We start from the raw sequence: 22,756 nt of genomic DNA on the forward strand, positions 1-22,756 counted from the left end.
TAAGAGGGAGGTTAACACAGGTATGAATTGGAGAGAGATATATACTTCAAAATTAAAGCCATTAAAAGAGGCTGTTAAGGTAGTTAAATCCGGTGACAAAGTGGTGATTGGCCATGCGGTAGGTGAACCCATAAAGCTGGTGGATGCAATGACCCAGTATGCGGTGCAGGCTGATTTAAGAAAGATAGAGATTTACCAGCAGGTGGATATGGGGCATTCCCTTTATGCACAGCCCGGCATGGAGAAACATTTCCGGGAAAACAGTCTGTTTCTTGGAGCAAAGACCAGAGACTGTGTCAACAGCGGGAGGGGAGATTTCACTCCATGCTATTTTTATCAGACACCGGAATTTTACCGCAGCACAAAAAAACCGGATGTGGTTTTTGTAACCTTATCCCTGCCGGATGAGCATGGATACTGCAGTTTCGGCGTGTCCTGTGACTATACAAAACCAGCAGCCGAAGTAGAGGACGCTAAGGTAGTTGCTGCAGTAAATACCAATATGCCGAGAACTCTGGGAGACAGCTTTATCCATGTATCAGATATCGATGTGATTGTAGAAGATGACACCCCCATACCAGAGCTTGCTCTTCCGGAAATAGGAGATGTGGAGATGGCAATCGGGAAACATATAGCTTCCATGGTAAATGATGGGGACTGTCTGCAGCTGGGAATCGGAGCAATTCCGGATGCCGTGCTTAAATTCCTAGATAATAAGAAAGATCTGGGTATTCATTCAGAAATGATATCAGACGGTGTCATTGATTTATATGAAAAAGGCGTGATCAACTGTGCCGCCAAGAATTTTAACAGAGGGAAAATAGTCGTGTCATTCCTTATGGGCAGCCGCAGACTGTATGATTTTGCGGATGATAACCCCAGTGTCTACATGGCACCTGTGGACTATGTCAATCATCCAATCATAATTGGTCAGAATGATAATATGGTATCCATCAACTCATCGGTTGAGGTGAACCTGATGGGAGAGGCGTGCTCCGAGGCCATGGGCTTAAAACAGTTTTCCGGAATCGGCGGGCAGGTGGACTTTATCAGGGGAGCTTCCTTCTCAAAAGGCGGCAGGTCCATCCTTGCATTCCCTTCCACTGCTAAAAAGGGAACGGTTTCCAGGATTGTGCCATATCTGACCCAGGGAGGAACGGTAACTACCTCCAGAAATGATGTTGACTATATTGTTACGGAGCATGGAATTGCTAAGATGAAAGGCAATACGCTCAGGGAGAGGGCAAGGCAGCTGATTAGCATTGCGGCACCCCAGTTTCGGGATGAACTTGCAGAAGAATTCCAGAGACGTTTTGCCGAAAAATATAAGGAGGTTTAGTGTATGAACTGGAGAGAAATTTACGCTTCAAAATTAAAAACCCCTCAGGAGGCTGTAAAGGTAATCCATTCAGGAGATACGGTTCTGATCGGCCATGCAGCTGCCGAACCGGATGGACTTGTGAATGCTATGGTGGATTATGCGGTGGAAAAGGATTTAAGGGATATACATATTGTCCAGCAGCATGACATGGGAGCCTGCAAATTTTTCGAACCGGGTCTGGATAAGCATTTTAAATACTCCTCCCTGTTCATAGGCGCACGCAGCAGGAATTACGTTGCAGAGGGAAAAGGAGATTTTGTTCCTGTATTCTTTAACCGCATACCAGACTATGTAACCAATATGGATCCTGCACAGGTATTCCTTGTAACATTGTCTGAACCGGATGAGCATGGTTATTGCAGCTATGGACTGTCCTGCGATTTTGCAAAGGAAGCAGGGGAGCGCCCCGGAACAAAGGTAATCGGTGCAGTAAACCCTAACATGCCCAGAGTGATGGGGGATAATTTCATCCATGTCAGCAATCTGGAAGCAATTGTAGAGAGTCACGAACCAATCCACGAACACGGCCGCCCGGTTATCGGAGAAGTGGAGGAGAAAATAGGCGCTAATATAGCAGAGCTGGTACATGACGGGGACTGCCTGCAGCTTGGAATCGGTGCAATACCCGATGCAGTGCTTAAATTTCTAGGGGACAAGAAGGATTTAGGAATCCATTCTGAGATGATATCCGACGGGTTAATGGACCTGTATGAGACAGGGGCAATTACAGGGAAAAGGAAAAATATTGATAAAGGAAGAATGGTCATCACCTTTATGATGGGGACAAAGCAGCTGTATGAATTTGTCAACGATAATCCGGCTATCTGTATGAAACCGGTAAGTTACGTCAATGACCCGTTCATCATCAGCCAGAATGACAATGTGGTATCCATTAACTCTGCCCTGCAGACGGATCTGATGGGGCAGGTCTGTGCGGAGACAATCGGACTGAAGCAGTACTCAGCGGTGGGCGGACAGATGGATTTTGTAAGGGGAGCCTCCGCCTCCAAAGGCGGAAGGTCAATCATTGCCTTCGGAGCTACCACCAAGGGAGGGACCATATCTAAGATTGTTCCCTTTCTGACCCAGGGGGCGGCTGTGACTACAAGCAGGAATGATGTGGATTATATTGTGACCGAGTATGGGGTTGCACACTTAAAAGGAAAATCCTTAAGGGCAAGGGCAAGGGCTTTAATTAATATCGCAGCACCTGCGTTTCGGGATGATCTGTCAGAGGAATTTGAGAGGCGTTTTGGGGAAGCACTATAACAAAGTACAAGGGGGTACTATATGAATGTAACAATGATCTCAGATCTGCTGGAAACACTTATGATCATCGGGTTTGGTTTATCCTGGCCGTTTTCTGTTTACAAATCGTACAAATCAAGAACTGCCAAAGGCAAAAGCCTTCAGTTTGAGTTTTTTATATGGCTTGGTTATATCTTTGGCATAGCAAGGAAATTTTTGCAATACCACTATGCAGTCTCATATGACTGGCTGTTTCTTCTGTCATGGTTCTTCTATGTACTGAATTTTGTTGAGATATCTTTTGATATGTGGCTTTATGTAAGAAATATAAAACTTGATAAAGAAAGAGAGGGAGAAGCTGCCGGCTTATCCTGATATGGCTGTTGTCATAAGCCGGCGCTCATATGCCGCTAGATCTGATGATTTAAAATCTTATGGGCCATTAAGGTTAATTCAGGATTGATTTCTTCTATCAGAATGACATCAAGGATAGAAGGAAATGCAGTCCGGATTTCTGCGGTAATCAGTTCCTCATTGGTACTATGTGCAGCAGGGCAGCCGGAACATTTCCCGGTTAACCTTACTTTTAATATATGATCCTCCAGGCTATGTATCATTACATTACCATGATGCTCAGCCAGTGCCGGACGCACGTTTGCATCCAGGACAGCTTCTATTTGTTGAATTGTGGCTTCCATTGTAAACCCTCCTTTGCTTTGTAGTTTAACAGCGGGCAGGCAGTTTGTCAATTGACGCCATGATATGAAAATTTGATGGATAAACATAAAAAATAATGAGAAAGAAGTAGTGGTATGACTGCAAATTTTGAACATTATAAAATTTTTTATTACGTAGCAAAGTATAAAAATCTTACCAGGGCTGCCAATGCCCTGGTGACCAGCCAGCCATCCGTGACATACTGCATGCATAATCTGGAGAATTTACTGGGGTGCAAGCTGTTTATCCGGTCCAGAAAAGGGGTTACCCTGACTGCGGAAGGAGAGCTGCTCTACAGCTATGTTGCGCCCGCCTGCCAGCAGCTGATACAGGGGGAGGAAAAACTGCGGGAACACCTTGGGGAACAGCATGAATATATCAACGTGGGCGCTACTCAGATGGCTATGCTTTCTTACCTGGTAGCCAGTTTAAAGCAGTTCCAGGAGCAGTATCTTAAAGTGAAATTAAATATCTTTAACTATAATACGCCCCAGACACTCAATGAATTGAAAGCCGGAAAGATTGATCTTGCCATTATCACCTCACCCTTTGACCATGAACAGTCTTTAAAGGTGGTGAAGGTTAAGGATTTTAACAGCGTACTGGTGGGCGGCCCTATCTACAAAGAGTACCAGGACCGGGTTGTATATCTGGAAGAGGTGGAAAAACTTCCCCTTATAACAATGTCTGAAAATACCACCACATTTCAGTTTTTTCAGGATTTTTACCGGTCCTGCGGCCTGACCATGCGCCCTTCCATTGAGGTGGCGTCTATTGATCTTATCCTCCCGATTATACTTAAGAATCTTGGAATCGGGTTTGTACCAGAGGAATTTGCCCGGCCGTTGGTTGAAAAGGGGGAAATTGTGGAGATAAACCTGTATGAGAAAATCCCCCAGCGGGATATATGTATCGTCAGTGACAGCAGACGGCCTTTGAGTGCGGCTGCAAAAAAACTGCAGTGTATGCTGGAATCCCAGGATTAGAACAGGGCGGAGGATACTATGAGAATAGGGATTAAATTCTGTGGAGGCTGCAATCCTCTCTATGACAGAAGCAGCCGGGTCAGTAAGTTCAGGGAAGCCAATCCCGGGCATGAATATGTCATATCAGACACATCTGCTGTATGCGACATCTGGATGGTAGTCTGCGGCTGCAGCCGCAGATGCGCAGATGTAAGCGGTCTGATAAACTGCACAAAGGTAGTGTTTCTATGGGATGAAGCAGGTTTTTTGCGTCTGGAACAGGAGATACAGGGAGGCGCATCTGGCTCCAGGAAAAAGAAAATTCTCCATCTGCATGAGAAAGCGGTGAGACGGCGGCTGATAACAAAGGCGGATGTACAGTGCTTTGCAGAGCTTACAGGAGATGAGAGCCTGCTGCATCTGGATCCCGCTTACGCAGAGAGGGCCGGATTTAAATGTCCTCCGGTTCATGGTATGTTTCTGGATTCTCTTGTATCAGCCGTCATGGGATCTGAGCTTCCTGGCAGCGGCACTTTGTATATGGAACACACCACCAGATTTATCCGCCCGGTTTATCAGGGAGACATGATAGAATTAACGGTGGAATTTGTCTCTTACGAGGAACGGGAGGACTGTTATGTGGGCTTATTTCGCGGAACCTTAAGAAATCAGAAGGGGGAACGGGTACTGACATCCCGCAGCAGTCAGATGATGAAGAAGCAATTATTCATAGCAGCAGGGGGAAAGGAAGCAGACAATGACGAATTTAGAAAAATATGACCAGTTGTTTATAAAAGATTTAAGAGTTAAAAAGGAAGATTTAGAGGAGCTTAAGTACAGGGGAATTCGTTCATGGGACTCCATGGGACATATGGATCTGGTTACAGATTTAGAAGAGACATTTGATATTCACCTTAATACCGCAGATGTAATGGATTTTTCTTCTTATGAGAAAGGAAAAGAAGTTCTGAAAAAATATGGTGTTATTATTTAACGTCCCAGACCAGCGGAGTGTTTCATGAAAAGGGGAAGACAGATATGAATTATGAAATGATTCTGGCAAGGAAGCCATATTCTCTTGGCAGGGTGGAAAAAAGGGAATTGTACAGTCAATGGATGACAGAACTGACCGAATACCACAGGCAGCACTGCCTGCCGTATGAGAAGCTGTTAAAAGCCCTGAAAATTCCTTCAGGAAACATGAAGGAGGAAGAGATCCCTATGCTGCCAGTTGGCCTGTTTAAGGATATGGAACTGATAAGCGTTCCTCCGGCTGATGTATTTAAGACCATGACCTCTTCCGGAACAAACGGACAGGAGGTATCAAAGATTTTTCTGGATACGGAAACTGCAGGATACCAGCAGCATGCCCTGGCCAGTATAGGGGAGGATTTCTTTGGAGGTGAACGGCTTCCGCTTCTTGTAATCGACAGTCCGGATGTGCTTAAAAACAGGGAGCTGTTTTCTGCAAGAGGTGCCGGAATACTGGGCTTTTCTATTTTTTCTTCCAGGATATGTTATGCACTTACCAGTGATATGGAATTGGATATGGAGGCTGTGGAAGCATTCCTTAAACAGTATAAAGAGAAAAAAATTCTGGTGTTTGGTTTTACCTATATAATCTGGAAGTACTTTTATAAGGCTCTTGCCATACAGGGGAAGAAGCTGGAACTTAACAATGCAGTTCTTATCCATGGAGGAGGCTGGAAGAAACTCATAAGCCAGTCGGTTTCTCAGGAAGAGTTTAAAACGCGTATCTGTTCGGTGACAGGAATAAGCCGTATCCATAATTATTATGGAATGGCCGAACAGACAGGCTGCATTTACATGGAATGTCCATGCGGGAATCTTCATGCCAGTGTTTATTCGGATATCATAACGAGAAGACCGGTTGATTTTACTCCTTGTGAATTCGGGGAAAAAGGAATCATTCAGGTTTTATCCCCCCTGCCGCGGTCCTATCCGGGACATTCCATTCTTACTGAGGATGAGGGGATTATCATAGGGGGGGATGACTGTCTGTGCGGACGTCTGGGGAAATATTTTAAAGTGACGGGGAGAATCAAACAGGCCCAGGTCAGGGGGTGCAGTGATACTTATGAAGGATGAAGCAGTGATTCTGGCAGGGGTAAGAAACCCGGAGACAAAACCGTCAGAACCTTTTTCCGGGCCGGTAATTAAGTTTCTGGGAGCGCTGTCCTGTGAGATACGCAGGGAGAAAAAACAGTTTGAGCTTCTGGCCGCCTTTGGATTCTGGTGCCGCACATCTCATATGGAGGAATTAAAAAAAAGGTACTGGGATGGGAGGTCCCGTCTGGGGCGGGGGATCATTTTTCATATACCAGCCTCCAATGTTCCGGTATTGTTTGGATACAGCCTGGTCATGGGATTGCTGGCAGGAAACAGCTGCTCCGTCCGCATCTCATTAAAAAGCCAGGAACAGGATATAATCCTGTGCCGTATTATGGAGCGTCTTCTTAAGCGGCATGAATACAGGGGGATGAGGAGGCGGATCTGTGTCTTTTCCAGTCAGAGAGATTCCCTGATAGTCAGGGAGATGCTTTCAGGCTGTGAGGGTTGTGTGGTCTGGGGAAGTGACCGTACCATATCGGAAATCAGGTCTGTGCCCATAAGACCGGATGCAGTGCAGCTGAATTTTCCGGAACGGTTTTCCATGTGCATACTGAATCCTGTGCAGATAGGCTCTATGATGGAAGATGAGCTGAAGAATCTGGCTCACCGGTTTTATAATGACACCTATCTCCTGGATCAGAATGCCTGTTCCAGCCCCCGGTTTATTATATGGGATCAGGAGCAGGAATCAGTAGAAACAGAAAAAATCAGAGTGCGCTGGTGGAATGCTGTTGCTAAGGAAGCCCTGTCATATGACCTGACAGCCAATAAAGCAATGGTCAAATATGAACTGCTGTGCAGATATGCCATGATACTGGAAGGGGAAATTGGAATCAGCCGTTACAAAAACTGCCTGTACACAATCAGGCTGCCCAGCATTCCCTTATGCCCTGATAAGCTTCGCGGTCTCTTTGGTTTGTTTTTTGAATATCAGGGAGATTGGAGGAAAGCCGTCAGCCAGCTGGCCTCAAGCCGCTTGCAGACCCTTACATACTATGGAATAGAAGAACAGGAGTTAATGGATTTTATAATAAGGAATCATCTTTTAGGGGTTCACCGAATCGTACCGGTTGGACGGGCAGCGGATATGGATCCCATATGGGATGGGCAGGATTTCATTGCTGTGCTGTCCAGGCAGATTGGAAGAGAGGTGTGAGGTGCGCTTATTTGATAAGGAAAAGTTGTATGCTGACAGAGTTCTGGCTATGGATGACAAGGGCAGAAGTGTCACATATGGCCAATTCAATGATTTTTCCGGAGAACTGTACGGAAAGGCCGGAGGAAAAAAGCTGATTTTTATTCTCTGTGAAAATACCGTAGAATCATTGCTTGGTTATCTCGGCTGCCTGAAAACAGGTATTGTCCCTCTGATGCTGGACAGTCATATCCACCCCAGCCTTTTAAATAGTCTCATAAGGGAATATCACCCGGAATTTTTGTATGTTCCGGAGGCCTGTACCGCGAAGATAGAAGACGGCGAAATGATATGGCAGTATGGCGGATACTGCCTTTGCAAAAGAAATGAAAAACTGCCGCCATCTCTGTTTTTTCAGCTGTCCCTTCTTTTGACTACATCAGGAAGCACTGGAAGCCCCAAACTGGTCAGGCAGAGCAGCGAAAATATTGATGCCAATGCACAGTCCATTGTCTCCTATCTGGAGATTAACGAAAATGAGAGGCCGATTACCACGCTGCCCATGAATTATACATACGGACTGTCCATTATTAACAGCCATGTTTTAATGGGCTGTACACTTTTGCTCACCACTTCTGGAGTTCTGGAACCGCCCTTCTGGGAGTTTGCAAGGAAGAGGAAAGCTTCATCATTGGGCGGTGTACCTTATACCTATCAGATTTTAAAACGGATTGGGTTCATGGATATGGATCTGCCGGATTTAAAAACCATGACCCAGGCAGGTGGTAAGCTGCCGCCTGGTCTGCACAAAGAATTTGCCCTTTACGCAGAACGGACCAACAGGAAATTGATTGTTATGTACGGACAGACAGAAGCGACGGCGAGAATGGGATATCTTCCCGCCTCAAAATCTCTGGAGAAGTGCGGCAGTATGGGATTTGCCATACCTGGCGGCAGATTCTGGCTGGAGGATGAACAGGGGAGTGAAATCACAAAGCCTGACGTATCGGGGGAACTGGTGTATCAGGGGAAGAATGTAGCGCTTGGCTATGCCTGCGGTAAAGACGATCTTATAAAACCGGATGAATGGAAGGGAGTACTGCATACCGGGGATATTGCCAGCCGGGACATTGACGGGTATTACTATATAACAGGAAGAAAAAAGCGCTTTATTAAAGTATCCGGCAGCAGGGTGAATCTGGATGAAGTGGAGCATCTTTTGAAGGAACAGTATGAAGAAATTGATTTTGCATGTGTGGGAAGCGATGATAAGCTTGTGATTTTTACAGATTATCTCATACCAGACGCCGGCGGGGAGATTCTTGATTACTTATACCGCGTAACGGGAATCAGAAGCAGGGCAGCATCCGTAAGGTGTGTGGATCAGATTCCTAAAAATGAATCGGGAAAAACCCTGTATAAAGAATTGGAAACAGCAGCTAATAACAGGGAGTAAGTAAATAACGGCATTGATGCCGGAGTGTAAAAGGAGAAACAGGATATGGATTTTAGTTTATCAAGAAAACATCTTCTGGCACAATCTCTGTACAGAAGTTTCACTGAAAATGAGGTGAAGCCAATGGCACATGAGGTGGATGAGAAGGAAATATTTCCCAGAGAAACTGTTGAAAAGATGGCCAGATGCGGTTTGATGGGAATACCGGTTCCAAAAGAGTATGGCGGACAGGGCTGTGATGTACTGTCGTATATCATGTGCGTGGAAGAACTGGCAAAGGCATGCGGTACCACTGCGGTAATCTTATCGGCCCATACCTCCCTGTGTATTGATCCCATTCTTACATACGGGACAGAGGAGCAGAAGCGAACCTACATACCAGACCTGGCGGCAGGCAGGAAGCTTGGAGCGTTTGCACTGACAGAACCGGGGGCTGGAACCGATGCCCAGGGGCAACAGACGAAAGCGTTTCTGGACGGAGAAGAGTGGGTGCTTAGCGGTTCTAAGTGCTTTATCACTAATGGAAAGGAAGCAGATGTTTACATCGTCATAGCGGTTACTGGAACTGTTGAAAAGAGAGGAAAAAAATCGAAGGAGATATCAGCCTTTATTGTGGAAAAAGGGACACCAGGCTTTTCGTTTGGAACCAAAGAAAAAAAGATGGGTATCCGCGGCTCTGCGACCTATGAGCTGATATTTGATGAATGCAGGATACCAAAGGAAAACCTTTTGGGAATGAAAGGCAAGGGATTTGGTATTGCCATGCATACACTGGACGGCGGAAGGATCGGCATTGCCGCTCAGGCACTTGGTCTTGCAGAAGGGGCTTTTGAATCAGCAGTGAAATATGTCAAAGAGAGAAAGCAGTTCGGCCGTACGCTGGGACAGTTCCAGAATACCCAGTTTCAGCTGGCGGATATGGCAACCAGGATTGAGGCTGCCAAAATGCTTGTATACAAAGCAGCTCTGGCAAAGGAAACCCAGAAAATATATAGTGTGGAAGCGGCAAAGGCAAAATTGTATGCTGCAAAGACTGCAATGGAAGTGACGGAAAAAGCGGTTCAGCTCCACGGCGGTTATGGATATATCCGCGAATATGACGTGGAAAGAATGATGCGGGATGCGAAAATAACAGAGATATACGAGGGAACCAGCGAGGTACAGCTTATGGTGATTTCCAGCGATGTTCTGAAATAAGGAGGATACATAGTGAATATTGTTGTTTGCATAAAACAGGTGCCTGATACAAAGGGCGGTGTAAAATTTAATCAGGATGGCACCCTTGACAGAAGTGCCATGCTGGCAATTATGAATCCGGATGATAAGGCAGGACTTGAAGCAGCTCTCAAATTAAAAGACCAGTACGGTGCAAAAGTGACCGTAATTACCATGGGTCTGCCAAAAGCAGATGAGGTCCTGCGAGAAGCCCTGGCAATGGGGGCAGACAACGGCATTCTTGTCACAGACAGGGTACTGGGAGGAGCTGATACATGGGCTACATCCTCCACATTGGCAGGAGCGCTTAGAAGACTTGATTATGATCTGATTCTCACCGGGCGTCAGGCCATCGACGGAGACACTGCCCAGGTGGGACCGCAGATATCCGAGCACCTTGATATCCCGGTCATATCCTATGTACAGAATTTAAGGATAGATGGAGAATATGTAATTGCAGAGCGCCAGTTTGAGGACCGTTATCATCTGCTCAGGGCAAAGATGCCATGTCTGATTACTGCTCTCTCGGAGTTAAACGTTCCCCGGTATATGACACCGGGAGGCATATTCGATGCCTATGCTGCAGAGATTACCGTGTGGGGAAGGCAGGATTTAAAAGAGGTTGACGACAGCAATCTTGGTCTGAAAGGTTCCCCCACCCAGATCGCAAAGGCATCAGATAAAGTGAGAAAGGGTGCTGGAGAGGTTGTGAATCTGGAGGTGCCGGAATCTGTTGATTATATTGTGAACAAACTTAGAGAAAGACATATCATCTAATATGGAAAGAAAAGTGGTGAATAAAATGGGTTTAGAGGAATATAAGGGTGTATACATATTTGCCCAGCAGGTGGATAATCAGATCTGCAGGATTGCACTTGAACTGTTAGGCGAAGCAGGGGAACTGGCAAAACGTTTAGGGACAGATGTGACGGCGGTCCTGTTAGGCTCCGGTGTAAAACAGATGGCAGAGGAACTGGCTGAATATGGGGCGGATCATGTCATCGTGGTTGATAATCCGGCGTTAAAGGAGTATATGACAGAACCATATACCCATGCGCTGGCCGGTGTGATAGAGAAATACAAACCGGAGATTGTATTGGTGGGCGCGACTGCAATTGGCCGGGACCTGGGACCACGAGTTTCAGCCAGAGTTGCTACCGGGCTTACTGCAGACTGTACCAAACTGGAGATCGGGGATTTTCCTCTGAATCCGGTGGCGGGCAGAGAGCAAAAACATAACCAGCTTTTAATGACCCGCCCGGCCTTTGGCGGCAACACCATAGCCACCATTGCATGCCCCAATCACCGTCCCCAGATGGCTACGGTGCGCCCCGGTGTGATGCAGGCAATCACGCCCATAAAAGGCAGGAAGGCAATTGTGGAAGAATTTGATCCTGGATTCACACCCGATCAAAAATATGTTGAGATACTGGATATTGTAAAATCAGCAGCAGAGTGTGCCGACATCATGGATGCTAAAATACTGGTGTCAGGTGGAAGGGGCATTGGCGGACCTGAAAATTTTGGTTTACTGGAAGAACTGGCTTTAGCGCTTAATGGTCAGGTCAGCTGCTCCCGCGCGGTTGTAGATGCCGGCTGGAAGCCCAAGGATATGCAGGTAGGACAGACCGGAAAGACGGTGAGGCCAAATGTGTATTTTGCCATTGGTATTTCAGGAGCAATCCAGCATGTGGCCGGAATGGAAGAATCTGATATTATAATTGCTGTCAATAAGGACGAAACAGCTCCTATTTTTGATGTGGCGGACTATGGGATTGTCGGAGACTGGAAAAAGATTGTACCGGAGCTGATAAAAAAGATTCAGAATGAAAAAGTAACAGCCCATTTTGCTTTTATAAAATAGAAAAACATGTACTGACTGGTCAAAGCTCCAACAGTTTGGTATACTTATTACAAAGTACTTGAAATAATCAAAACAAAAGGGGCAAGCAGAAATGATGAAATGGATTTGCGGAAAGCCAAGTCCAGTTACTTCCACGGTCCTGTTGGTAAGTGGAATCATCATCATTCTGGGAACCATAATTGTCGTAATTAAAAATCGTAATTTATAAATAAGGAACAGCAGGCAGCAGGATTTGTGCCTGCTGTTTCTTTTATACTGGTTTACCTAAAAGGTAAATTCATCTATTGACTGCATCAATAAGTTATGAATTGCATTATGCAGCATTTAGCAACCAATGGCTATTCCCGGTTGCTACAGCTGTTAAAATATTCATCAGCCACTTCCAGTAACTTCTCAATACAATCATTTGATTCCCTGTTATAAAGACATATTACTTTAAAATAATTTTCAAAACCTATCAGAGGAACAAAACGCACGGTATCATTTGCAAACTGCTTCATATGGCTGGCGAGAAGGGAAATGCCCAGCTGGCAGTCTACCATAAGCATCATATTAATCAGAGAGTTGGCCTCATAAACCGTGTTGGTAGAAAAGCCCTCCTGGGAATAGATGTTGTCAATTAAATTATGGTCAGTCCTGGAATACTTAGGGTCCATATGTATAAATGGCTCGTCCTTTATCATGGTAAGAGAAACAGATTTTAACTCTGAAAATTTGTGGTTTTGAGGCAGTACCACGCACATATGGTCTGTGAAAACGGTCTTTTTTATAAACTGAGGCGGGCAGTCAATTTCTATATCTGGTAAGATGGCAACATCAATCTGACCGCTTGTTAAGGTTTCCATAATGTAATCGTAGGTATAGTCCATGGGGTTCACCTTGATGGTTGGGTGAAGCTCATGGAACCGCTTGATCAGCTTGGGAAAATGATGGACAAGGGCAGTTCCTAAAAGCCCGATGCTAATGACTCCTGTTGTCCCATTTTCCATGTCTTTTACTTTTATTACGGCAGAATCATAAGCGTGAAGTATCTTTCTGATTTCGTGGTAAAAAATCTTTCCGGTTGGAGTCAGTTTTACCTCCCTTTTGTTTCGAATGAAAAGCTGGGAACCGATTGAGTGCTCTAAGTTAATGACCAGCTTACTTAACGTCGGCTGGGTGATGTGAAGCTGTTGGGAAGCCTTCGTGTAGCTGAGGGTTTCGGCTAGGACAATAAAATATTCTAATTGAAAAAGGTTCATCTATACTCTCCATTTTACTAAAAAAACTCATTTTTACAGATCTAATATATCATAAATTTTAATAAAAATCTCCTTAATTCAAAAATCAATAATTATATTGCATGAAAAATTACTATTACAGTAATAAAAATTATCAATTTATTATAAAATCAAAAAAATGATACACTGGATTTACAAAAGCAAAATGAGATGAATATCAATCATTGTCACAATTTGTAAAGAGAGAAGGTGTTACATGTGATTCGAAATATCGCTGTGATAGGAGCTGGAACCATGGGACATGCCATAGCGGGGTGCTTTGCACTATATGGATATCCTGTTTCCGTTTATGAAAGCTTTGAAGAGGTACGCAATACCTGTAAGGAAAAAATCAGAAAACAGTATAAACTTCTCCAGGAGGAGGGGCTGATTGAGCCGGTCGATATAGAAAAATCTTTGGTCAGAATCGAGACCTTTCATGATCTGGAGCTCGCTGTAAAGGATGCAGATTATATTATTGAAGCCATTCCGGAAAGACTGGATTTAAAGCAGCAGCTTTTTGAAAACCTCATGAAGTACTCTCCGGCAGATGCCATCATCGCCAGCAACACTTCAAGCATCGCATTTTCCGACTTAACCGCAAAATTAGAGGAAAAGGATAAGTCCAGGGTCATGGTATGCCACTGGTATAATCCGGCCCATTTAATTCCGCTGGTAGAGCTGTCATTTTTCGGAAACATGACGGAAAGCCGCTACAAGGAGGTGGAGGATCTTTACCGATCCATCGAAAAAAGGCCTGCAAAGGTGAAAAAGGACATTCCAGGACTTTTAGCCAACCGAATCCAGCAGGGTATCGCAAGAGAGGTATTTTCTCTCATGGAAATGGGAGCAGCTGATCCCATAGATATTGATGCTGCTTTAAAATATGGCCCTGCATTCCGGTATGCCACCACCGGTCAGCTTGAGGTAACCGACTTCGGCGGGCTGGACATCTGGTGCACCGTCGGGGATAACCTGTTAGCTGTTATGGACCGATCAGCGCAGGCAAGCCCGCTTCTACGGGAAAAGGTCATGGAAGGCAAACTGGGTTTTAAGACCGGAGAAGGGTTCTTTGCTTATCCGGAGCAGGAAAAGCAGGAGATTCAGAACCAGTTCCATAAACGGTTAATCCGGCAGTTGCAAGCCAGTAAGAATTACGATTAAACACAGCAAACACATATAAAACGGAGGGGAAATAATGATAAAGAGAACGCTGGAAGAATTAAAAAGCTACAATGCCCCAGGCCATTTCGGTATGACGGCTATGAGGATTCATGGGAAAGAAGAGACAGGAGCCAGGAAGTTTTGGATGGGGCTGTCCACCTTTTTGCCGGGAGGCGGGGCAGAATATGCCTATGAAGACAATCCCTTAGAGAAGGTATATTACGTCCTGGAAGGAGAAATAACGGTGACGGACAAAGCCGGAACCAGGTATGTCATTCATCAGAACGAAAGCATTTCCTTCCAGCCCAATGAAGGACGCTATTTAGTCAATGAATCCAACCGTCCGGCAAGTATGCTGGTCATCATCAATTATCCGGAGTAGGAGGAAGAGATCCATATGGTAAACAAGGAATTTATGGGAAATTTATTTGACGTGTCCGGCAAGGTTGCCCTTGTGACGGGAGCCACAGGAGCTCTTGGAAAGGCAGTGTCAATCGGTTACGGTCTGGCAGGAATGAAAGTCATGGTCACAGGCCGCAAGGAAGAAACCTGCAGGGCGCTTTGTGAGGAGTTAGAAGCACGGGGCATTCAGTGCGGATATTCTACAGGGGACCCGGCTGTGGAAGCAGATGTGATTAAGGTGGTCAACGATACCGTCAAGGCATTTGGGGAAATCAATGTGCTGGTAACAGCGGCAGGATACAACAAGCCTCAGCCCATAGTCGAACAGGATTTATCCACATGGAAGCAGATTATGGATTCTGATGTTCAGGGAACCTGGCTCTTTTGCAAATACGTGGGTGAGCAGATGATAAATCAGGGCAAAGGTGGAAAGGTTATTATGGTTTCCTCAGCCCGCTCCAAGATGGGTATGGCAAATTACACAGGCTACTGTACCGCAAAAGGCGGAATTGACTTAATGGCCCAGTCTCTGGCTTGTGAGTGGACCGCAAAATACCACATCAATGTGAACACAATCAATCCCACCGTGTTCCGCTCTGATTTAACCGAATGGATGTTTGACCCGGAAAGCGCTGTTTACCAGAATTTCTTGAAGCGCCTTCCCATCGGACGTCTGGGCGAGCCGGAAGATTTCGTGGGGCCGTGCATTTTTCTGGCATCAATGGCAAGCGATTTCATGACGGGTGCCAATGTGGCCACAGACGGCGGATATTGGGCCAATTAATTGCGGCTAAACCATTTGAACATACAAAAATATAAAGTTGATTACGGAGGTAAACACCCATGAGCAAGAAAGTATTCGTAGACTTAACCCATCCATTCAGTGCAGATATTCCCCGCTGGCCATATTTTGACAAGCCGGTCATTGACAATAAACATTCCCTTGCAAAGGGCGGTGTTTTAACCCAATACATAGGATGCACCATGCATACCGGAACTCACTGCGATGCACCGAGACATGTCATGGAGAAGGAATTTGACGGAAAACGTGCCCGATATACCCATGAGATGCCTGTAGATGCTTATACCGGAGATGCCATCTGTCTGGAAATTGAAATCGAGGCATGGGGGCTTATTACAGGAAAGCATTTAGAAGATGCATGTGAGAGAGCCAATATCAAACCGGAAGAACTGGAGGGCATGATTGTCTGCTTAAACACCGGAATGCACCGCAAATTTGACGATTCCAAGGAATATTACCACTATTCCTGCGGCACAGGCATTGAGGCTGGAAAATGGTTTGTGGAGCACAAGGTAAAATGTGTCGCTATGGATATGCAGGCATTAGACCATCCCCTTCACACAGCCATGGGCAACAACGGCATGACAAGAATGAATTTACTGGGTGCTTCCGGAAGACCCATCACCGAAGAATATATTGAGAAATTCGGTGAGGAGGCCTATGCGGAATTTGATAAAGAATTATACATCAGACTTCACGGCCAGGAAGCTTATGACAAGAAATTCGGTGAACTGGAAGCAATCGGCTGCTGGGGGACATGGGAGCCATGCCATAAGGAGATGCTGGGACACGGAATTGTGGGCGTAGAGAACTTAGGCGGCAACTTAGATAAAGTTTCTGGAAAACGGTTCCGTTTCTACTGCTTCCCTCTCCGCTGGCACTTAGGTGACGGTTCCATGGCACGGTGCGTGGCAGAAATCGATGAGGACGATTTAAACGATGTTCCGGAAAGAACCTATCAGTATGGAGGATTTTAATATGGGAGATTTGAGCAATAAGGTAATTCTGACCGTAGCCACTACGGGCGCTTGGCCCACAAAGGAAATTACCCCCTATGTGCCGATTCAGCCCGAAGAGATCGCGCAGGAGGTTTACGCCTGTTATAAAGCTGGGGCTTCCATGGCACACATACACGTAAGAGATGACGAGTCGAAAGCTTCCATGGATTACAATAAATTCGAAGAGACTGTCCGTCTCATCCGAGCCAAAGAGGATTGTGATATTGTCTTAAATTTAACAACCTCCGGAGGGATCGGATTGGACGATGAAGTAAGAATCAGACCCTTTAAAGAATTAAAACCGGAGCTGGCTTCTTATGACTGCGGTTCCATGAACTGGCAGAATAACTGCGTGTTTGAAAACAGCCCTGCTTTTCTAGAGAAACTTGGCAATGCCATGCAGGAAGCAGGTGTAAAGCCTGAAATTGAAATTTTCGATGTGGGTATGATCTACAATGCCCTTTATTACTTAAAAAAAGGCGTCTTAAAAGCCCCTCTCCATTTTCAGTTCGTATTAGGTGCGGCAGGAGGAATGCCTGCTACCGTAGAAAACCTGGTCTATTTAAAAAATCTGGTTCCAGAAGGTTCCACCTGGAGTGCGCTTGGGATCGGGAAAGGTCACCTTCCCATTCTATACACTGCGCTGGCACTTGGGGGAAATATCCGTGTGGGAATGGAAGATAACATTATGTACAGCAAAGGTGAACTGGCAAAGTCCAATGTGGAATTTGTGGAACGGGCAAAGCGCATCATCCATGAATTCGGCAAAGAGGTTGCCACACCAGAGGAAGCAAGACAGATACTTGGGGTATAGCAAGGGCAGGAAAGAGGGAACACCCTACGGGTATACCTTTATGCCCAAAGAACGTGGGCAGGAAAGAGGAAACACCCTACGGGTATACCTTTATGCCCAAAGAACGTGGGCAGGAAAGAGGAAACATGAGAGAAGTAGTTATCGTAAGTGCTGCCCGGACAGCCATCGGCAGCTTTGGCGGCAGCCTTGCTGCCATTTCAGCGGTGGATTTAGGGACCACGGCTGCAAAAGGTGCTATCGAACGGGCTGGAATCAAGCCGGAGCAAATTGATGAAGTCATCGTAGGAAATGTACTCAGCGCAGGCTCAGGACAGAACGTGGCACGCCAGATATCCTTAAAAGCAGGGGTGCCGGTAGAGGTACCAGCTATGGGGATCAGCAAAGTTTGCGGTTCGGGCTTAAGAGCAGTTACTCTTGCCGCACAAATTATTAAGGCAGGAGATGCCGATTTGATCCTGGCTGGCGGAGCGGAAAGCATGTCATGTGCACCCTATGTCTTAAACAATCATCGGTACGGCCACAAAATGGGAAATGAAACTCTGGTAGATACCATGATTCAGGACGGCCTGTGGGATGTATATAACGATTATCACATGGGTGTCACTGCAGAAAACATTGCAAAGCGTTACAAAATCACCAGACAGGAACAGGACACATTTTCAGCGGAAAGCCAGCAAAGAGCACAAAAAGCTATAGAAGCAGGCCGTTTTAAAGAAGAAATCGTACCGGTATCAATTCCTGTAAAAAAAGGAGAGCCAAAGCTTTTTGATACGGACGAATTTCCTCGGTTTGGAACGACGAAGGAGACGCTTGGAACGCTTCGTCCCTCTTTTATCAAGGACGGAACAGTTACAGCAGGCAATGCTTCCGGATTAAATGATGGAGCTGCCATGGTGATTCTCTGCTCCAAAGAAAAGGCGGAAGAATTAGGACTTCCCATTATGGCAAAGATTACAGGCTATGGTTCTGCAGGCGTAGAACCGGAGGTCATGGGTCTTGGCGTGATCCCGGCTTCAGAACTTGCCATGAAACATGCCAGAATCACCGCGGGAGAACTGGATCTGGCAGAAGCCAACGAAGCATTTGCGGCTCAGGCTATTGCCGTGTGCCGTGACTTAGAACTTGACCCGGCAAAGACCAACGTAAATGGCGGGGCAATTGCCTTAGGCCATCCCATCGGCGCTTCCGGCGCAAGAATCCTGACCACCCTCCTCTATGAGATGGAGAAGCGGGATGCAAAAAAAGGCCTTGCCACCTTATGCATTGGCGGTGGCATGGGAACAGCAATCGTAGTGGAACGATAGGAGGAATGCGCATGAAAAAAGTTTCGCCCCAGGAAGCGGTTGCTTCCATCAATGACGGAGCCGTAATCATGATCGGAGGTTTCATGTCAAACGGAACTCCGGAAATCCTGATTGATGCGCTGATAGAAAAAGATCTTAAGAATTTAACGATTATTGCAAATGACGGAGGAACTCTTGATACAGGAATTGGCCGCCTCATCAAAACAGGAGCGGTCAGCCGGCTGATCGCTTCCCACATTGGCTTAAACCCACTTACAGGACAGCTTATGAACGAGGGGAAAATGGAGGTACAGCTTGTGCCACAGGGAACCCTTGCAGAGCAGATCCGCGCAGGAGGAGCTGGCCTTGGTGGCGTTCTGACTCCTACCGGACTGGGCACAGAGATTGAAGAGGGAAAACAGGTAATTGAAGTGAATGGAAAACATTTTGTTTTTGAAAAGCCACTAAAAGCCGATTTTGCTCTGATTCGCGCCTCCGTTGCCGATGAAAAGGGTAATTTGTTCTACCGGGCAACCACCAGGAATTTCAATCCCATGATGGCGACTGCGGCAGAAATAGTCATTGCTGCGGCGGAAGAGATCGTGGATGTAGGAATGATTCAGGCAGAAAGCGTCGCAACGCCTGGAATATTTGTGGATTTTCTTGTAGGAGGTGAACCTTATGTCGATTAAAGAAACCATTGCAAGGCGTGTAGCAAAGGAATTGAACGATGGAGATGTGGTGAATTTAGGAATTGGACTTCCTACAATGGTTGCCGATTACATACCAGATGGAATGACCATTCACCTCCAGTCTGAAAATGGAATCCTGGGCATGGGACCTGTGCCTGGAGCGGATGGATACGATTCTAATATTGTCAATGCAGGCGGAAAACCTGTGACTGTAGAACATGGAGCCAGCTATTTTGACAGCGCTTTTTCCTTTGCCATCATTCGAGGAGGGCATGTGAATGTAACCGTTCTGGGAGCCTTGCAGGTAGATCAGCAGGGAAGCCTTGCCAGCCACATCATACCGGGTAAGATGGTCCCAGGCATGGGTGGAGCCATGGATCTGGTTACAGGCTCCAAAAAGGTGATCATTGCTATGACCCATACGGCAAAGGACGGTTCCCCCAAGATTTTAAACAACATCACATTACCGCCAACGGCAGTTCGCAAGGTCCATAAAATCGTGACAGAACTTGCTGTCATCGAAGTGACAAAGGACGGTCTTGTTCTTAAGGAAGTTTCCGTGGATACCACACCTGAAGAGGTGGTCGCAAAGACAGAAGCACCTCTGATTATGGCGGAGTGCATTGGGCGCTTTTAATATTCGACAGACTTGAAGTATTTAAGAAAATGAATTATAAATATAGTTTAAGCAATAAAAAATAAAAGACAGGAGATAGGAATATGGGGAAAAAAGTCGGCGTAAGCCAGGAAGAAAAGAACTTATCCTATTATAAGTTTTTTGAGCGCCCTATGGCAGAAATACCGGAGGAAAAGCTTGCCATCTTAATAAATGGACAGGGGGACAAAAAAGCGGGAGTGCCATTTGAAAAAAGAAACCTTTATCTTGCAGGAAATGATGAAGAATACTGTCAGAACGGTTACGGCATCCATGATGATGGAACTGGCTACGTATGTAATACCACATACATGCCCGGCGTCACAGGAGACATGCTGGACTGGTGGTTCCCCTGGCATAGTGTAGGTTCCGATCTCCGCTACAAAATATGGGACCCGGAGGATCATTGTTTTGCCAGGGCTGACCGCCCCGATTATGTCTGTGACCCTGAAGTACCAATGAGGGAGAAGACCTGGGGAGTGAACCACTACATAATGGAAGATATTGGCCCCGGCTTTGAATTCCTTAAGCTGTGTTTCAAAAGTCCGGCTGATTTCGGGTATGATTCCTCCATCTTAGGAAGTAAAGCATGTGAGTCTTTGGTCTGTGCCATTGGAGAGAGTTCCTGCGCCTGTGCCATGACCCATAAATGGTATCCTTATAAGGACGGGGTTATGTTCTGCTCCCGCTTCTGGATCGGTTTTAAACTGGAGAATGGAATTATAAAGAAAGCCCTGCCTGAAGGCTTTAAAATTCCGGAAATCGCTGCTAAAAGCCTTTTTGCCCACAACATAAAGGAATTTTCCAATTTAGCAGCCATCTTGCTGGAAGTGTACGCACAGAACAAAGATAATTTTTAAAATCCCAATATCCGAAAGGAAAATTCATAGGAAAAAAGAATCTCTGCATTGGAAGGATCAAATTCCGTCAAGTCTGCAATTTTACCAATGCGGTAAAAAAAGGTGCTTTTATGAATATGCAGGTAATTAGAAGTATTTAAGGCATTACGGTTATTTAAGAAATATGCCTTTAGAGTCTTCATGTATTCTGTGTTGTTTTCCCGGTCATAGTTTTGCAGAAATAAAAGATCCGGATGAATGAGGGTCTCTGTACTTATTTGATTTTGAGAGGCTTCCAAAAGATGGTTTAAATAATTGTCTTCATAAGTGAGAATGTGCTCCTTCCTGATACAGTTTTGATTTTTCAGCAAAAACATTACCTGGTTATAATAGCGTGGGGTATCCAGTAGTTGTTCAAATCGAAAACTAATCGCAACATGGATCTGGTTCAGCTGAAGAAAATGAAACAGCTTCTGTTTGTCAATGGACTGGTAAAGATTTTTGCAGTTGCTGGTGTGCAAAAGAATTATTATCCCTTTATAAAAGAAAGCCATGCTGTGCTTAAAAATTCCTGATAGCTGGTCAATATAGTAATTAGGGTTCAACTGGTTATTGGAAAAACCATGAAAGGTGAATCCCAGTACCCAGAAATATTGGTAAAAGGTCTCTCCCAGCTGTGCCAGGTGCCGGGCTGCAATGCTCTTGCTGTGCAGATTCTGCTCGATCAAGTCGGTTAAGAAACACTCATATTTCAGCCCTGTTTTTTCTGCGTAGCACTCATCCTTTTGCATTTCCAGGGAGATCAGCTTGGACAAGTTCATGGCAAAGGAACTGTCAGCATCTTCAAACGGACGGTTAAGGGAGCTGATACATAAGTATCCGACTGCGGCACGTCTGATATGAATGCTGCAGAACAGATAAGAGATATCGTGTGAATCATCCGGTTCCACTATGATCGGGGAGGACGAGGTAAACAGATGCTGCAGAACCTGTTTTTCTTTCATACTCTGAATAAAATTACTTTTTAAATAGAATTTTTCATCATAGACATCAAATTTATCATCAAAATAATCCTTAGGGCTGGAGGCAAGCACGGAGAAGCTTGTGGTACATAAGGTTATGGGGTTATTTAGAAATGACATTGCCGTATCAAGCATGCCCTGGTAACCATAACCTGCCTGCAATACCTGTAATACTTCATCCTTCTTTAAATCTGCCTTGCGGCAATCGTATATTTCCTGCTGTATGCAGTTTAAGACCGCAAAGGAGTCCAGGTTCTCTTTAATGGTAAGTCTGTTATTTTCTTCATTGGAACAACAGTTGAGCAAAAGAATACAGCCGCCTGGAATGAGAGGCTGATAATCCGGATAAGTTCCTATGTACAGGGTGTCGGAATCAGGCTGCAGCTTATCGTCATGTGGAGGCTGCAGATAATAAACACACTCAATCCGCTGGTTGGAAAAAATGGGTCCGTGAACATGAACCTGAAATGTATCTTGTATTTTTTGAATTATATTTTTTAAACAAGCCATTAAAACTCCTTTTCATTGAGACAAATGTAGGAAATGATCCCGGTAATATGAGAAAAAATTTCGATAAACGGTGGAAGCTTCTTCATCTATACTATGTTATTATTTTAACGTACAAGTAAACAGTATTTTTATAGATATTTACATAACGGAACTTTATTATGATAACTTTCGATAATTGTACTAAATTTTAGAGAAATAGAAA

Annotated in this window: 24 protein-coding genes; 21 read left to right on the forward strand and 3 right to left on the reverse strand. The window is 45.3% G+C overall.

The window, feature by feature from the left end; all coding sequences use genetic code 11:
- Window positions 1–22: 22 nt before the first annotated feature.
- The 3 genes from RZO55_RS01080 to RZO55_RS01090 are packed head-to-tail and all read left to right on the forward strand — an operon-like array spanning window position 23 to window position 3,004.
- Window positions 23–1,339, forward strand: a complete 1,317-nt coding sequence (locus RZO55_RS01080; RefSeq protein WP_318062456.1) for an acetyl-CoA hydrolase/transferase family protein — start codon at window positions 23–25, stop codon at window positions 1,337–1,339.
- 3 nt (window positions 1,340–1,342) lie between these two features.
- The gene (locus RZO55_RS01085; RefSeq protein WP_318062457.1) at window positions 1,343–2,650 is read left to right on the forward strand and encodes an acetyl-CoA hydrolase/transferase family protein; all 1,308 of its coding nucleotides are present in this window, start codon (window positions 1,343–1,345) and stop codon (window positions 2,648–2,650) included.
- A gap of 21 nt (window positions 2,651–2,671) precedes the next feature.
- Window positions 2,672–3,004, forward strand: a complete 333-nt coding sequence (locus RZO55_RS01090; protein ID WP_318062458.1) for a hypothetical protein — start codon at window positions 2,672–2,674, stop codon at window positions 3,002–3,004.
- 35 nt (window positions 3,005–3,039) lie between these two features.
- On the opposite strand, the gene RZO55_RS01095 is transcribed toward RZO55_RS01090, so the two are convergent.
- Window positions 3,040–3,327, reverse strand: coding sequence for a NifU family protein (locus RZO55_RS01095; protein ID WP_318062459.1), 288 nt, complete (start codon window positions 3,325–3,327; stop codon window positions 3,040–3,042).
- Between the two features lie 114 nt (window positions 3,328–3,441).
- Between RZO55_RS01095 and RZO55_RS01100 the strand changes: the two genes are divergently transcribed.
- From RZO55_RS01100 to RZO55_RS01140, 9 genes are read left to right on the forward strand one after another with little or no spacing between them, the layout of a single operon-like run.
- Entirely contained in the window at window positions 3,442–4,332 is an 891-nt protein-coding gene (locus tag RZO55_RS01100; protein WP_318062460.1) for a LysR family transcriptional regulator, read from the forward strand.
- Between the two features lie 18 nt (window positions 4,333–4,350).
- Window positions 4,351–5,091, forward strand: a complete 741-nt coding sequence (locus tag RZO55_RS01105; protein ID WP_318062461.1) for a MaoC family dehydratase — start codon at window positions 4,351–4,353, stop codon at window positions 5,089–5,091.
- Window positions 5,069–5,305 carry an acyl carrier protein gene (locus RZO55_RS01110; RefSeq protein WP_318062462.1) on the forward strand — a complete coding sequence of 79 codons (237 nt, stop codon included), beginning with the start codon at window positions 5,069–5,071 and terminating at the stop codon, window positions 5,303–5,305. The genes RZO55_RS01105 and RZO55_RS01110 overlap by 23 nt, the downstream gene beginning before the upstream one ends.
- A gap of 44 nt (window positions 5,306–5,349) precedes the next feature.
- Window positions 5,350–6,420 (forward strand): LuxE/PaaK family acyltransferase, encoded by a 1,071-nt coding sequence (locus tag RZO55_RS01115; RefSeq protein WP_318062463.1) that lies wholly within the window; start codon window positions 5,350–5,352, stop codon window positions 6,418–6,420.
- Window positions 6,410–7,600 carry an acyl-CoA reductase gene (locus tag RZO55_RS01120; protein WP_318062464.1) on the forward strand — a complete coding sequence of 397 codons (1,191 nt, stop codon included), beginning with the start codon at window positions 6,410–6,412 and terminating at the stop codon, window positions 7,598–7,600. Before RZO55_RS01115 ends, RZO55_RS01120 begins: the two co-directional genes overlap by 11 nt.
- On the forward strand, window positions 7,584–9,035 hold the full coding sequence (locus RZO55_RS01125) for an AMP-binding protein (RefSeq protein ID WP_318062465.1): 1,452 nt from the start codon (window positions 7,584–7,586) through the stop codon (window positions 9,033–9,035). Before RZO55_RS01120 ends, RZO55_RS01125 begins: the two co-directional genes overlap by 17 nt.
- Window positions 9,036–9,080: 45 nt before the next feature.
- Window positions 9,081–10,232, forward strand: coding sequence for an acyl-CoA dehydrogenase family protein (locus RZO55_RS01130; RefSeq protein ID WP_318062466.1), 1,152 nt, complete (start codon window positions 9,081–9,083; stop codon window positions 10,230–10,232).
- Window positions 10,233–10,244: 12 nt separating this feature from the next.
- Window positions 10,245–11,027: an electron transfer flavoprotein subunit beta/FixA family protein gene (locus RZO55_RS01135; protein WP_318062467.1), complete on the forward strand. Its 783-nt coding sequence runs from the start codon at window positions 10,245–10,247 to the stop codon at window positions 11,025–11,027.
- A gap of 25 nt (window positions 11,028–11,052) precedes the next feature.
- On the forward strand, window positions 11,053–12,114 hold the full coding sequence (locus tag RZO55_RS01140; protein WP_318062531.1) for an electron transfer flavoprotein subunit alpha/FixB family protein: 1,062 nt from the start codon (window positions 11,053–11,055) through the stop codon (window positions 12,112–12,114).
- A gap of 338 nt (window positions 12,115–12,452) precedes the next feature.
- Here the strand turns inward: RZO55_RS01140 and RZO55_RS01145 are convergent, their stop codons facing one another.
- Complete coding sequence (locus tag RZO55_RS01145; RefSeq protein WP_318062468.1) at window positions 12,453–13,355, reverse strand: LysR family transcriptional regulator; 903 nt, start codon at window positions 13,353–13,355, stop codon at window positions 12,453–12,455.
- Between the two features lie 237 nt (window positions 13,356–13,592).
- Between RZO55_RS01145 and RZO55_RS01150 the strand changes: the two genes are divergently transcribed.
- From RZO55_RS01150 to RZO55_RS01190, 9 genes are all read left to right on the forward strand, one after another.
- A complete protein-coding gene (locus RZO55_RS01150; protein WP_318062469.1) occupies window positions 13,593–14,537 on the forward strand; it encodes a 3-hydroxyacyl-CoA dehydrogenase family protein in 945 nt (314 codons plus the stop codon).
- A gap of 34 nt (window positions 14,538–14,571) precedes the next feature.
- Entirely contained in the window at window positions 14,572–14,919 is a 348-nt protein-coding gene (locus RZO55_RS01155) for a cupin domain-containing protein (RefSeq protein WP_318062470.1), read from the forward strand.
- A gap of 15 nt (window positions 14,920–14,934) precedes the next feature.
- Window positions 14,935–15,723, forward strand: a complete 789-nt coding sequence (locus tag RZO55_RS01160) for an SDR family NAD(P)-dependent oxidoreductase (protein ID WP_318062471.1) — start codon at window positions 14,935–14,937, stop codon at window positions 15,721–15,723.
- Window positions 15,724–15,782: 59 nt separating this feature from the next.
- The gene (locus tag RZO55_RS01165) at window positions 15,783–16,718 is read left to right on the forward strand and encodes a cyclase family protein (protein ID WP_318062472.1); all 936 of its coding nucleotides are present in this window, start codon (window positions 15,783–15,785) and stop codon (window positions 16,716–16,718) included.
- A 1-nt stretch (window position 16,719) separates the two neighbouring features.
- Window positions 16,720–17,553 carry a beta-keto acid cleavage family enzyme gene (locus RZO55_RS01170; protein WP_318062473.1) on the forward strand — a complete coding sequence of 278 codons (834 nt, stop codon included), beginning with the start codon at window positions 16,720–16,722 and terminating at the stop codon, window positions 17,551–17,553.
- Between the two features lie 125 nt (window positions 17,554–17,678).
- Entirely contained in the window at window positions 17,679–18,857 is a 1,179-nt protein-coding gene (locus tag RZO55_RS01175; RefSeq protein WP_318062474.1) for an acetyl-CoA C-acetyltransferase, read from the forward strand.
- 11 nt (window positions 18,858–18,868) lie between these two features.
- Window positions 18,869–19,528 carry a CoA transferase subunit A gene (locus RZO55_RS01180; RefSeq protein WP_318062475.1) on the forward strand — a complete coding sequence of 220 codons (660 nt, stop codon included), beginning with the start codon at window positions 18,869–18,871 and terminating at the stop codon, window positions 19,526–19,528.
- Window positions 19,518–20,165, forward strand: coding sequence for a 3-oxoacid CoA-transferase subunit B (locus RZO55_RS01185; protein WP_318062476.1), 648 nt, complete (start codon window positions 19,518–19,520; stop codon window positions 20,163–20,165). Before RZO55_RS01180 ends, RZO55_RS01185 begins: the two co-directional genes overlap by 11 nt.
- Window positions 20,166–20,248: 83 nt before the next feature.
- Window positions 20,249–21,043, forward strand: a complete 795-nt coding sequence (locus RZO55_RS01190; protein ID WP_318062477.1) for a DAPG hydrolase family protein — start codon at window positions 20,249–20,251, stop codon at window positions 21,041–21,043.
- On the opposite strand, the gene RZO55_RS01195 is transcribed toward RZO55_RS01190, so the two are convergent.
- Window positions 21,040–22,554 carry a PucR family transcriptional regulator gene (locus RZO55_RS01195; protein WP_318062478.1) on the reverse strand — a complete coding sequence of 505 codons (1,515 nt, stop codon included), beginning with the start codon at window positions 22,552–22,554 and terminating at the stop codon, window positions 21,040–21,042. The genes RZO55_RS01190 and RZO55_RS01195 overlap by 4 nt on opposite strands.
- Window positions 22,555–22,756 lie beyond the last annotated feature (202 nt).

The sequence above is a fragment of the Clostridium boliviensis genome (assembly GCF_033342255.1).
Classification (GTDB): domain Bacteria; phylum Bacillota; class Clostridia; order Lachnospirales; family Lachnospiraceae; genus Lacrimispora; species Lacrimispora boliviensis.

What these genes read in the sequence shown, in the direction of transcription:
- RZO55_RS01130 (WP_318062466.1), top strand. Translation starts at nt 9,081, where the DNA reads ATGGATTTTAGTTTATCAAGAAAACATCTTCTGGCACAATCTCTGTAC.
- RZO55_RS01140 (WP_318062531.1), top strand. Translation starts at nt 11,053, where the DNA reads ATGGGTTTAGAGGAATATAAGGGTGTATACATATTTGCCCAGCAGGTG.
- RZO55_RS01180 (WP_318062475.1), top strand. Translation starts at nt 18,869, where the DNA reads ATGAAAAAAGTTTCGCCCCAGGAAGCGGTTGCTTCCATCAATGACGGA.
- RZO55_RS01155 (WP_318062470.1), top strand. Translation starts at nt 14,572, where the DNA reads ATGATAAAGAGAACGCTGGAAGAATTAAAAAGCTACAATGCCCCAGGC.
- RZO55_RS01160 (WP_318062471.1), top strand. Translation starts at nt 14,935, where the DNA reads ATGGTAAACAAGGAATTTATGGGAAATTTATTTGACGTGTCCGGCAAG.
- RZO55_RS01175 (WP_318062474.1), top strand. Translation starts at nt 17,679, where the DNA reads ATGAGAGAAGTAGTTATCGTAAGTGCTGCCCGGACAGCCATCGGCAGC.
- RZO55_RS01090 (WP_318062458.1), top strand. Translation starts at nt 2,672, where the DNA reads ATGAATGTAACAATGATCTCAGATCTGCTGGAAACACTTATGATCATC.
- RZO55_RS01080 (WP_318062456.1), top strand. Translation starts at nt 23, where the DNA reads ATGAATTGGAGAGAGATATATACTTCAAAATTAAAGCCATTAAAAGAG.
- RZO55_RS01100 (WP_318062460.1), top strand. Translation starts at nt 3,442, where the DNA reads ATGACTGCAAATTTTGAACATTATAAAATTTTTTATTACGTAGCAAAG.
- RZO55_RS01085 (WP_318062457.1), top strand. Translation starts at nt 1,343, where the DNA reads ATGAACTGGAGAGAAATTTACGCTTCAAAATTAAAAACCCCTCAGGAG.
- RZO55_RS01185 (WP_318062476.1), top strand. Translation starts at nt 19,518, where the DNA reads ATGTCGATTAAAGAAACCATTGCAAGGCGTGTAGCAAAGGAATTGAAC.
- RZO55_RS01120 (WP_318062464.1), top strand. Translation starts at nt 6,410, where the DNA reads ATGAAGGATGAAGCAGTGATTCTGGCAGGGGTAAGAAACCCGGAGACA.
- RZO55_RS01195 (WP_318062478.1), bottom strand. Translation starts at nt 22,554, where the DNA reads ATGGCTTGTTTAAAAAATATAATTCAAAAAATACAAGATACATTTCAG.
- RZO55_RS01095 (WP_318062459.1), bottom strand. Translation starts at nt 3,327, where the DNA reads ATGGAAGCCACAATTCAACAAATAGAAGCTGTCCTGGATGCAAACGTG.
- RZO55_RS01145 (WP_318062468.1), bottom strand. Translation starts at nt 13,355, where the DNA reads ATGAACCTTTTTCAATTAGAATATTTTATTGTCCTAGCCGAAACCCTC.
- RZO55_RS01165 (WP_318062472.1), top strand. Translation starts at nt 15,783, where the DNA reads ATGAGCAAGAAAGTATTCGTAGACTTAACCCATCCATTCAGTGCAGAT.
- RZO55_RS01105 (WP_318062461.1), top strand. Translation starts at nt 4,351, where the DNA reads ATGAGAATAGGGATTAAATTCTGTGGAGGCTGCAATCCTCTCTATGAC.
- RZO55_RS01115 (WP_318062463.1), top strand. Translation starts at nt 5,350, where the DNA reads ATGAATTATGAAATGATTCTGGCAAGGAAGCCATATTCTCTTGGCAGG.
- RZO55_RS01190 (WP_318062477.1), top strand. Translation starts at nt 20,249, where the DNA reads ATGGGGAAAAAAGTCGGCGTAAGCCAGGAAGAAAAGAACTTATCCTAT.
- RZO55_RS01110 (WP_318062462.1), top strand. Translation starts at nt 5,069, where the DNA reads ATGACGAATTTAGAAAAATATGACCAGTTGTTTATAAAAGATTTAAGA.
- RZO55_RS01170 (WP_318062473.1), top strand. Translation starts at nt 16,720, where the DNA reads ATGGGAGATTTGAGCAATAAGGTAATTCTGACCGTAGCCACTACGGGC.